The sequence below is a fragment of the Bacillus sp. AFS023182 genome (assembly GCF_002560575.1).
Lineage (GTDB): Bacteria > Bacillota > Bacilli > Bacillales > Bacillaceae_G > Bacillus_A > Bacillus_A arachidis.
This window is the reverse complement of sequence record NZ_NTRO01000026.1, coordinates 56,410-67,739: the sequence shown is the minus strand read 5'-3', so window position 1 is coordinate 67,739 and position 11,330 is coordinate 56,410. Positions and strand designations below refer to the sequence as shown.

Annotated in this window: 12 protein-coding genes and 2 pseudogenes; 3 read left to right on the top strand and 11 right to left on the bottom strand. The window is 34.9% G+C overall.

The annotated features are described in order from the left end of the window. Positions 1-38: 38 nt before the first annotated feature. The 5 genes from CN288_RS14250 to CN288_RS14230 all read right to left on the bottom strand — a co-directional run bounded on the left by CN288_RS14250 (position 39) and on the right by CN288_RS14230 (position 5,169). Positions 39-302, bottom strand: a complete 264-nt coding sequence (locus CN288_RS14250; protein ID WP_026594322.1) for a hypothetical protein — start codon at positions 300-302, stop codon at positions 39-41. Positions 303-396: 94 nt separating this feature from the next. Then, positions 397-1,824: an arginine-ornithine antiporter gene (gene arcD / locus CN288_RS14245; RefSeq protein WP_098302523.1), complete on the bottom strand. Its 1,428-nt coding sequence runs from the start codon at positions 1,822-1,824 to the stop codon at positions 397-399. 218 nt (positions 1,825-2,042) lie between these two features. Beyond that, the gene (locus CN288_RS14240; RefSeq protein WP_026594320.1) at positions 2,043-3,554 is read right to left on the bottom strand and encodes an ABC transporter permease/substrate-binding protein; all 1,512 of its coding nucleotides are present in this window, start codon (positions 3,552-3,554) and stop codon (positions 2,043-2,045) included. Positions 3,555-3,557: 3 nt separating this feature from the next. Beyond that, positions 3,558-4,508 carry an ABC transporter ATP-binding protein gene (locus tag CN288_RS14235; RefSeq protein ID WP_098302506.1) on the bottom strand — a complete coding sequence of 317 codons (951 nt, stop codon included), beginning with the start codon at positions 4,506-4,508 and terminating at the stop codon, positions 3,558-3,560. Positions 4,509-4,611: 103 nt separating this feature from the next. Then, entirely contained in the window at positions 4,612-5,169 is a 558-nt protein-coding gene (locus tag CN288_RS14230; RefSeq protein WP_098302505.1) for a YdcF family protein, read from the bottom strand. Between the two features lie 545 nt (positions 5,170-5,714). Here CN288_RS14230 and CN288_RS14225 point away from each other — a divergent pair. Continuing rightward, positions 5,715-5,927, top strand: coding sequence for a hypothetical protein (locus tag CN288_RS14225; RefSeq protein WP_026594317.1), 213 nt, complete (start codon positions 5,715-5,717; stop codon positions 5,925-5,927). Positions 5,928-6,082: 155 nt separating this feature from the next. After that, on the top strand, positions 6,083-6,505 hold the full coding sequence (locus CN288_RS14220) for a DUF1801 domain-containing protein (protein WP_026594316.1): 423 nt from the start codon (positions 6,083-6,085) through the stop codon (positions 6,503-6,505). A gap of 104 nt (positions 6,506-6,609) precedes the next feature. Here CN288_RS14220 and CN288_RS14215 read toward each other — a convergent pair whose 3' ends face one another. The 6 genes and pseudogenes from CN288_RS14215 to CN288_RS14190 form a co-directional block, all read right to left on the bottom strand. Then, a complete protein-coding gene (locus CN288_RS14215) occupies positions 6,610-7,404 on the bottom strand; it encodes a VOC family protein (protein WP_026594315.1) in 795 nt (264 codons plus the stop codon). A 182-nt stretch (positions 7,405-7,586) separates the two neighbouring features. Then, the gene (locus tag CN288_RS14210) at positions 7,587-8,123 is read right to left on the bottom strand and encodes an NADPH-dependent FMN reductase (RefSeq protein WP_026594314.1); all 537 of its coding nucleotides are present in this window, start codon (positions 8,121-8,123) and stop codon (positions 7,587-7,589) included. 149 nt (positions 8,124-8,272) lie between these two features. Beyond that, positions 8,273-8,410 (bottom strand): annotated as a pseudogene (locus CN288_RS14205) (phosphogluconate dehydrogenase (NAD(+)-dependent, decarboxylating)); the annotation flags it as partial. Positions 8,411-8,440: 30 nt separating this feature from the next. Further along, entirely contained in the window at positions 8,441-9,076 is a 636-nt protein-coding gene (locus tag CN288_RS14200; protein WP_026594313.1) for a response regulator, read from the bottom strand. A 14-nt stretch (positions 9,077-9,090) separates the two neighbouring features. Beyond that, on the bottom strand, positions 9,091-10,209 hold the full coding sequence (locus CN288_RS14195; protein ID WP_026594312.1) for a GAF domain-containing sensor histidine kinase: 1,119 nt from the start codon (positions 10,207-10,209) through the stop codon (positions 9,091-9,093). Between the two features lie 37 nt (positions 10,210-10,246). After that, a pseudogene (locus CN288_RS14190) lies at positions 10,247-10,553 on the bottom strand (hypothetical protein). A gap of 269 nt (positions 10,554-10,822) precedes the next feature. On the opposite strand from CN288_RS14190, the gene CN288_RS14185 reads away from it, so the two are divergent. Next, on the top strand, positions 10,823-11,272 hold the full coding sequence (locus tag CN288_RS14185) for an NUDIX hydrolase (RefSeq protein WP_098302504.1): 450 nt from the start codon (positions 10,823-10,825) through the stop codon (positions 11,270-11,272). Positions 11,273-11,330: the final 58 nt, after the last annotated feature.

Sequence of the window (11,330 nt, the reverse complement as noted above, 5' to 3'; positions counted from 1 at the left end):
AAACCCGACGTACTCCGTCAGGTTATAAAAAATAAAATTTATATTTGAGAAGGAAAAGCTTTTTTCTCCTGCATAATCGCATTGTAAGAAATTTTCATTTTAGCAAGTACGTATCGTAATTTATCCTCCGCATTTTCATCTTTATTCTGCTGCAGGCTTGCTAAGGTCTCAACAGAACTAGCTAAATTCTCAATTACTCCACGTAGTTCGGGATGATGATTAAAAAATGATTCTTGCACTAATACTTTTCGTAAATCACTTGCTAATTCCACAATTCTTAACAGCTGCTCTTTTTCTTCCATTCTCATCCCTCCTAAATATCTTATATATTAGATATTCTGTAAATAAACTAAAATTCCTTGTATACAAAGAAAAAAGTCCTTCAGAAGGACTTTTTTACATTTCTATATTACCTGTTACAAGCATATAAAGCGATACTGCCGCTGCAATCACGATTACAACCATGACATATCTCTCCATGCCAGAAAAACAGCGATTTCCTTTTTCCTTTCGAGCAAACACATAAACAACAAGTCCAATACCATATACGATTGAGACAAGTAATAAGTTTTTTAAACCTGCTGCATAAATCAGCCATACAGAGTATAATGCGGCAATTAAAGCCAGTACTCCATTTTTCAGTCTTGCCCTTTTCAATTCCTTCGTTACAACTAATTTCAACTGATAAAGTGCTGATAATAAGTACGGAAGTAAAATAGATGTAGATGCGATAAAATACATCATTTGATACGTTGATTCCGAAAACAATACAATAATAAACAAAGTCTGTGCCACACCATTTGAAATCCATAATGCAACATGTGGTGTCTGCTTTTTATTTGTCTTCGTAAATACTTTTGGAAATACGCCATCTTTCCCTGCTACGTGTGAAATTTCAGAAACGAGTAAGAACCAACCAATTAATGTCCCAATAAGTGAAGCAACCAATCCGATATTAATTGCAATTGCACCCCATGGTCCAACAACATGCTCTAATACATGGCCCATTGACGGCGTTTCTAGCACGGAAAGCTCTTGTCTTGTCATAGCTCCCATGGAAAGAACTGAAATTAAAATATAGATGGACATAACTAAAATCAATCCAACAACCGTTGCTTTTCCAACATCCCTGCTGTTTTTTGCCCTTCCAGATAATACGACTGCCCCTTCTACACCAATAAATACCCAAAGTGTAACAAGCATCGTATTTTTCACTTGACCAAGGACAGAAGAAATAGAAATACTTCCCTCTCCCCAAAAATCATGTGTAAATGTATCCCAGCGAAACGCTGTAATCATAACGACAATAAATAATAAAATCGGAACAAGTTTTCCAATTGTTGCAATAAAGTTCATAATAGACGCTTCACGAATTCCAATTAAAATAAGGAAGTGAAGTGTCCATAATAATAGAGATGCACCAACGATGGATGCAACGTTGTTTCCTCCTTTAAAAATAGGGAAAAAATATCCAAGTGTACTAAACAATAACATAATCGTAGCTACGTTTCCTAAAATCCCTGCAAGCCAGTAGCCCCATGCACTATTAAAACCGATATATTCACCAAACCCTGCACGTGCATAACTATAAATCCCACCTTCAAGTTCTGGTTTTTGTCTTGCTAACGTTTGGTATACAAGTGCAAGCGGAATCATTCCCATTGCCGTAATACACCATCCAATTATCGTTGCGCCACTATTTGCGCCTACTGCTAAATCATGCGGTAAACTAAAAACACCCCCGCCAACCATTGTTCCTACTACTAATGCAATTAATGGAAAAAATCCTAATTTCTTTTCTATTGGTACCACCCCATCTGTCATTCTAGGTGTTATGTTTATCCATTCAACTATTAAAGTCACCTTTTTCTCTAATAGACGTTTCTATTATATTTTTTCAGGAAAACATTACTTATTCTAAAAGAAAATCAGCAAAAAGGGAATACTTTTTTGAAAAAATGTATAAGTATGCACAAAAAAACCGTTCATTTTATTACGAACGGTCGATTTTCAATCATTAAATTGTATATTTCTTGTAAATATTAATGAATTAACTCCTCTTTTTCTAAAAATTGCCTCGCTACTTTTTCTGCACTTTTACCATTTACATTTACTTCATAATTCATTTTTCTCATATCTTCATCTGAGATTTTCCCAGCAAGTTTATTTAATGTCTTCTCAAGTTCAGGATACTTTTCAAGTGTCTCTTTTCTTAACAATGGAGCTCCTTGATACGGTGGAAACAATCCTTTATCATCTTCTAGTACTTGCAGTTCATATTGCTCAAGTTCACTATCCGTAGAATAAGCATCAATGACAGTAACATCACCAGATTCTATTGCGCTATAACGTAACTTCGGTTCCATCGTTTTAACATTTGGAAACTGGAAGTTATATACCTTTTGCATCCCTTTATATCCATCTTCCCGATCTGCAAATTCTAATGTAAATCCAGCCTTAACATTTGCTGCAACATTTCGTAAATCTGAAATTGTTTTTACATTATATTGCTCTGCAATATCTCTTGGCATTGCAAGCGCATATGTATTGTTATATTCCATCGGCTTTAGCATCACCATTTGATATTTCTTTTCCATCCCCTGGCGGGCTTGTTCATATACCTCTTTGCGATTTGTACTCTTTGGTTCTTCTTTTACAAAAGTAGATAATGCAGTCCCTGAGAATTCAGGGTACATATCAATTTCTCCCGATTTTAAAGCTTCAAAAACAAATGCTGTTTTCCCAAGCCCAGGTTTAAGCTCTACAGATAAATCAGTATCTTGTTCGATCAGTTGTTTATACATTTGCATTAAAATTTCCGGTTCAGACCCAAGCTTCCCAGCAATTACGATATCCTTCTTTTGCGTATTCACTAAAAATGGTGCAGCTATAACAACCACAATGATACATATTGCCATTATAAATCGCTTAGGAGATCGTCTAGTGCTTTCAAACATCCGAAGTACACCGTCAAAGAATAAAGCTAACAATGCGGCTGGTACAGCCCCTAATACGATAAGAGCATGATCATTTCGATCTATACCGAGTAAAATAAGTTTTCCAAGCCCCCCAGCCCCTATTAAAGCAGCTAACGTAGCTGTTCCGACAATTAGTACCATCGCTGTACGAATTCCAGCCATTATAATCGGTAATGCGAGTGGAAGTTCTATTCTCCATAATCTTCGAAAACTGTTCATTCCCATCGCTCTTGCTGCTTCAATAAGCGATGGATCTAACTTACGGATTCCCGTATATGTATTTCGTAAAATTGGCAATAACGCGTATACAACTAACGCGATAATTGCTGGCACCTTTCCAATACCAACTAGGGGAATTAAAAGCCCTAGTAAAGCCAATGAAGGAATTGTTTGCATAACTGCAGATGTTCCTATAATGAATTCAGCAATTCTCTCTCGACGCGTTAACAAAATGCCTAGCGGAACGGCAATCATTACTGCAAAAAATAAAGAAATAAGTGAAATTTGAAGGTGTTCAATAAGAGCGCGAAGTAATTCTAACTTTCGTTCTTGAAACGTTTGTAATAATGCAGACACGATTTACCCCATCTCCTTCATTTGTCCAGTCAAATATGCCACAATATGACGGCTTGTTAATGTCCCAATGCATTGTCCATCTCTTTCAATTGGAACAGCTTCTTCTGCTTCCAAACGAATCAAAGCTTCTTGCAGTGAAGCATTTGTCGATAGAGGTATAACATCATTTTCTACTTGTTTATCACTCACAAATGGCAACACATCTTCAATGCTCTTTCCTTCATACCAAGGGCGCACACGATTTCCAATAAATTCTTCTACAAAATCATTTACGGGACTATGTATGATTCCTTCTGGTGTATCTAATTGAACGATCTTCCCTTTTTTCATCACACAAATTCGGTCACCAAGTGTTAACGCTTCTTGCATATCATGTGTCACGAACACAATGGTTTTTTGGATTTTTTTCTGCAATTTTACAATATCCTTTTGCAACTGTTCTCGGCTTAATGGATCTAGCGCACTAAATGGTTCATCCATCAGAACAATTTTCGGGTTGGCAGCTAGTGCTCTTACAACTCCTACACGCTGCTTTTGTCCACCAGATAATTCATCAGGCATACGATTTCTGTACACATCTGGATCTAATCCAACCATATCAAGTAACTCATCCACACGCTCCCGAACTTTTTCTTTACTCCATTTTCTCATTTCAGGTACAATCGCAATATTTTCGGCAATTGTCATATGAGGAAACAAGGCAATCTGTTGCAGAACGTACCCAATGTTCCAACGTAATTCATGAATATTGTATTCTTGAATATCTTTTCCGTCGATAGAAATTGAGCCTTCTGTCGTTTCAATTAAACGATTAATCATTTTCATCGTGGTCGTCTTTCCGCAACCACTCGGACCTATGAGGACAAAAAACTCCCCTTTTTTAATTTCTAAATGCAACGAGTCTACCACTTTCGTTCCATTGTACACCTTTGAAACGTGTTCAAATCGAATCACAAATACAACTCCCTTATTATCATTTCTTTCATTCTGATAGAATCTTATCTTCTTTTCAAATGATACGCTTTTTATTCATGAAAAAAGAGCCCTTACTTGAGCTCTAATGATCGAATAATGTTGTTTTAATAATTGCTGCATACTCACGTATATAAGCTTTCTTCTTTGAGCGCTTTGGCGTTGGTGCTGCAAGTGATTCCATTTGCATACCTAAACGTTTAGCAATAATTTTTGTTCGATATAGATGATATGTATTACTTACAACCACCGCGTGCGTTACATGATATAATTCCATGCTAAACTTTAGATTTTCATAAGTACTTGTCGAGCGATCTTCAATGAAAATACGTCCATCTTCAATTCCATGTTGTATTAAATAATTTCGCATGCTGTGAGCCTCAGGAATATCCTCATCTTCACCTTGTCCTCCAGATACAATTACTTTTGTTTCCGGATGAGAATTTAAATACATTAAAGCTACATCTAACCGATTTTGAAGAGATAAAGAAGGTTTATCCCCAAATAATTTTGCACCTAAAATTAATACATATGGAGCGTTATCACTTACTTTTTCATAAGCAACTTTTTTCATTCGATATGTCATATACACAATGCATAAGGGTGGAAATAATAAGATAATAAATAGTATCCATTTGTTCATATATAAGCTTACACTCCCTTTCTTTATATTATATAGAAAAAGAAAGGGAGACAGAAGTATTTTTTAGTGACTGCGTTGTCCTGCGTTTTGAGCATTACGCCCTTTTTTAGAAGATGTATGGCACTGAGTTTGATTCCCTTTATGTTTCGCTGATCCTAACGCTTTTGTTTTTCCCATTTTGTTTCACATCCTCTTTTTATATGGTTCCTTTATAGATTTTGTATTTTCTCTCTCGTCATACAATGGTTTTATTGGAAGTTTCTCCTTATTTCAAGAATATTTTTGGGGTATCAAAATAAAGTGAAACTTCCAACAGTAGGGAGGTCTTCATCCCCAACTGTTGGTTAGTTGAACCAATCGGGCTTTTACGTGTAGTCGATCTTCCACCCAACTTCCTTGTTTCTCTCTGCATCTTGAGGTGAGGATATTCCTTCTCGTTTATTCGGGATAAAAGGTTACATTTAATGCATTCATTACCTGTTTATAATTTGATATATATTAAATACAACAAGAATATTGTAATATAGTGAAAAGGAGATGGTTTTATGTTGAAAATAGGACAAAACAAAATACGTTTCATTTCAGGAATTAGCTTATTAATATTGGTTATGACTAATTCTTTTATAAAAAGTGATTCTTGGGTCATTTGTATAGATGTCATTTTAGTCTTGGTTAACTCATTTTTATTTATTATTTCTAGAGATATAACAAAAACCGATTTACTTAGAAAAAAAGAGAAGTTAGATGAAATGAAATAATTTTGTGTTATTTTTTGATGAAAATAGAAATTAAATTTTTATTCAAAAGTTTTTATTTCTTTTAAGAATACAAGAGATTCTGTAACTTTGATTCAAACTATGTATTATAATGAAATATGCGATAAAACCTATATCTAAAAAGGGGGGATTCTTTTATGTACAAACTCAAAACAACAGAAACCAACAATAGTGTAATCGAGTTTATTGAAAATGTTGACAGCCTAAAAAAACGAGAAGACGCATATCAGTTATTAGATATATTTACTGAAACAACTGGTTATCCAGCAAAAATGTGGGGTCCAAGTATAATTGGATTTGGTACATATCATTATAAATATGCATCTGGTCATGAAGGGGATGCGCCATTAGTAGGCTTTTCACCCCGAAAAGCCAAGATTAGTTTATACTTCGCAACTGGTGATCCTGAGCGAGAAAACCTATTAAAGGACTTTGGAAAACATACATCTGGGAAATCGTGTGTATACATTAATAAAGTAGCAGACATTGATATTAATGTGCTAAAAGTGCTAATGAAACAATCTATAAATTTTTTGAAAAAGACGTATCCGAATCATTAATGTAATAATTAAGCATTAGGTATTTTGAACTCACATCAAAATACCTGTTTTTAGGTTAGTCCCTTATAAAATCTCATCAATAATAACAACTCAAAAAATACCACTTAAATAGAAAGTGGTAAATTCAACTTTTTAGGAATATCAGCTTTAAGATGAGGCGTATATTGTATAGAAAAAGAATATCCTTCTTGAACAAACGATATTTCATTATTATGAAAATGAAATGGTACATCGCTTCCTCTTAGATGTTTCTGGACCATTTGAATGAACTCAAGACTCGGCGTCCCAAATGAAATATGCATTTTCGGCGGCAAAGCTTTCATTGCAATTGGAATCCAAGGTCTTCCTTTCCAGCTTGCAACAACATGAGCCGTACCACCAACTACAAAGTTAAATATTTCACCATCTTCAAATGTTTTCATAAATAAATTGGATTTTAGCCACTCTCTATATACTGGCACACTTTTTACTGGGCATCCTACTTCTCTTAAGTACAAAATGTTCAAAGGTGTGTATGGAATTAAAACATCTTCTTCAATATATTTATGTGCAATAATTTCAAGAAGATTTCCATCTCCATCACGAAAATATAAATTTAATCGACCATCCTCTTCGTCAATTTCATGACCGTCTTCCCACCTTACAATAAGCAAACCTGATTCTTGAATCCACTTTACTGTTTCATAGAACTTTGAAAATGGTACTTGAAAAGCAAAATGAGCAGGAGAAAGTGGTTCATATGATTCTTCAAAAACTAATGAAACATATGGAGTTAATTTAAAACTTATTTGTTTATTTGTTTTTGATAAAATTGGAATTCCAAGACATTTTGCATATACTTGTTCTACCCCCTGAATAGATACTGTCTGTAATTTCAACTCTGAAAAATGTGTAATCATCCTCATTCCCCCACCGTGTTTTCAATCAATACGATAAATTTAGCAAACTACTCATTCGTTTATATTATGAATCTGCAACCAGTTTTAATGGTATCGTTTTCATATTTACCTAAGAGCCAATGGACAATTGACCATTAACTCCTAAAAACTCATCTTAAGATTCGTAACAAAGCAAACGCTTATCATTCCACCCCTAATTGCTTTTTCACTTCTTTATACACGCTCATATATGCTTTTAACTCTTTGAAAAGATCATGAATTAATGGTTTTGCGTCCTCACTGAGCTCACCATCTTGCACGTATAAACCGTCTAATACAACTTGCTTTGGAATTGCATTCGCATATACGCCTCGCGCGACAATACGCATACTATTAAGTGCGTTTATACCGCCTTTTCCACCGCCTGCAACTGCCAATAGAGCAACTGGTTTATGGACAAATTCACTGCTGCTTAAGAAATCTAATGCGTTTTTTAGCGCACCGCTCATTGCATTATGATACTCAGGTGTGCAAAGGATTACACCATCAGCTTCTTTTACTAATTTTTTCAATTTCGTTACTGCTTCTAATTCTCGTTGTGATTCTTCCCCATTATATAAAGGCAACTGTTCTGTTGCTAAATCATATAATTCCCCTGCAAATTGCTCTGCAATATATTTTGCAATGACACGAGTTCTCCCAAACTTACGTGGTGTTCCGTTAATTACGACTAATTTCATGTGTGTTTCTCTCCTTTGTTTTAAGTTCTACCTCTATAATATCAGAATATTCTATGCGAAAATCAGCAAATAGAGGGAAAGGCTTTGAGAAAATAGTATGAAAATTAAAAAACGAACTCATACTTTTGTATGAGTTCTTGATATATCAATTAATCATTCTTTACAACAGCATGTCCGCCAAACTGATTTCGGAGTGCTGAAACAACTTTTCCGTGGAATGTATCATCTTTTTGAGAACGATAACGCATGAACATTGACATTGCAATAACTGGAGAAGACGCTTGTAATATAACTTCTTCTCCCATAATAGGTCCTTCCTATACAACCCCATGCTTCACAGCATACAACGCAGCTTGCGTCCGATCATCTACCTGCAATTTCGCAAGTACATTTGAAACATGTGTTTTTACAGTCTGTTCTGTAATATAAAGCTCTGCTGCTATTTCTTTATTACTTCTTCCTTTCGCAATCTCACAAAGTACTTCTCTTTCTCTTTTTGTCAGCATAAATAAACTATCCTGCTTTTCCTCTTTCACTACTGGTCTTCCTAACAAAGCAGGAGTTACTTTCGGATGAAGATTCGCATTTCCTTGATATACAGCGATAATAGAAGCAACCAGTTGATCTGGCTGTACTTCTTTTAGTTGATAGCCATCCGCGCCCGCTTCTAGTGCCGGAAGAACATAATCTTGCTCTGAGAAGCTACTTAACATAAGTATTTTAATTGTGGCGTCATATTGTTTCAAACGTTTTGTCGCTTCAATCCCATCCATCTTTGGCATTGATAAATCCATTAATACTACATCTGGCCTTTCTTTTCGAATCAACTCTAACGCCTCTTCCCCATTCTCTGCTTCTCCTATTATTTCAAATTCCTCTTTCGTTTTTAAGAAGAATACAAGCCCTCTCCTAACGATATGATGATCCTCTACAAGTAATAGTTTAATTTTCAATGAACTTCTCCCTTTCAAACCGGTAATTGAATCTCAATCTTTGTTCCCTGTCCTAGCTTCGTTCTTATTCGAAATGTTCCTTTCAATAGTTCAATTCGTTCTTTCATACTTTTTAAACCAAGCGCTGAATCTCTAACTTTTTCTTTAACAAACCCAATGCCGTCATCTTCAATTTGAAAGTTCAACTTACTATTTTCTGTTTTTAAGTAAACTGATACTCTCTCACACGAAGCGTGTTTTTTACAATTATGCAATGCTTCCTGACTTATACGCCACAGCACTTCTTCTATTTCATCACCAATTGAAATAACTCCATCAATTCGAATTGTTACTTGAATACCTAATAACTTTCCGTAATTCTGCACTGCTTCTGCCAGCCCTTTTTCTAATCCCTCTGGTCGTAATTGCCAAATTAATAACGTCATCTCTTCTAGCGCTTCTTGTGATAATTCCCCCATATAACTAAGCATACCTTGCAATTCTTTATCCTTTGTCATATCAAGAGTACCTCTAGCCGTTAACATTATGGAAAATAGCAATTGTTTCACCGAATCGTGTAAATCGCGTGCAAGTCGATTTCTCTCCGCTACAACTACATATTTACGCTCTTTCTCGACTAACTTAATTCGTTGTATTGTTGTTCCGATTTGGAATGCAATCGCTTCTAATAAGGCTAGTTCTTCCTCTGAAAAATACGTTTTATGTGGGGAAGCAACATTAAGTAAACCGAACTTCTCGCTACCAGCACGAAGAGGAATCGTCGCATGATGTGTAATCTCTTCTGTCTCTCCCCAATTATATTCAATGGCATCTTCAATTCGCTTACACTCAATGATATTTGTTGCCTTTTCTAAACGTCCATTTACGAATCGATTCACGCACCAACAATCCCCTTCACACATCGGTTTTTTTTCATTCCATGTGAGTGCTGGAGGCAAATTCCTATCAACAAGCATACGGTGCGTTCCTTTTTCATCAATAAAAAATACCCAGCCTGTTTGTAGATTCATCACTTGTAATAATGTATGTAATACTTCCTCTAACATTTCCTGTAAATCAGTTGCCTCATTTAACAACTCCGCAATTTCTTTCAATGCTTCTAACCGCCGCATTTCCTTTTCATCATAATTCATGTTCATCACCAATTATCATTATAACATTAAGAAATTTCTAAATACTACAAACAAAAAAAGAAGCTAAATACATCAGCTTCAGTTTAGGTAATGAGACAGTAAGAACACCGTCTTTAAATGCTGCCGCAATTCTTTCTTGATTCACAAATACCTCTCTTTCAAAATCGACTTGAATGTTTTCTTTTTGAAATCCTGGTAAATCTGCTTGCACAATATATTGATCAGAATCCTTTGGAACATCCACTTTAAAACTATTCATGTTCATTGGTTTAGAGAAAATATCAAGGTCCAAACTGAGCAACACCATTTTGACGATTTACTAGCTTTTGAAATATATTACGCATTTTCTATTCCTTCTTATAGATATCAATGAACGATGATCTCTTTCTGTCTTTATTAAATTAATTAGTCAAAAAGGGTCGAATTATTTGTTTGATATTTTAATCATGTATTTTTCAATCTAAATATATTATGGTATGTGAAATTTCAATATTTAAAAGGTATATTGTCTCGTCACAGCTCTAAAAGTTAAATCGTAGAAAGGTATACAGTAATACACTATAGAATACATAATTGGGAATTTCTAATCTATTTTCATTTGGAGGATAACACTATGGGGTATATTGAAGATTTACGTAAAATTGTAGGTCCACATCCACTTAATTTAGCAGGGGTTGCTGTTGCTGTTCTAAATGAGCAAGGACAAATTTTACTTCAGAAAAGACAAAGTGGTATTTGGGGCGTTCCTGGTGGTTTTATTGAATTAGGTGAATCAGCAGAAGATGCAGGAAGACGTGAAGTTTTCGAAGAAACTGGCATTGAGATAGGAGAACTTAATTTAGTAAGTGTTTTTTCTGGAAAAGAGTTTTTGGTAAAATTACCGAACGGTGATGAATTTTATCCCATCACAATCGCTTATATGTGTAAAGAAATAAAAGGTGGCGTATTACAAGCTGATGGTATTGAATCTTTAGAAGTTAAATTTTTCAGCTTGCATCAATTACCAGAAAATATTAGTCCATTTATTAAAAAGCTCATTCAACAACAAGTTGTATCCATATAGAACATATAAAAAAGACTTTTATTTTTAAAAGTCTTTTTTACATAACTCTCATTTTTTA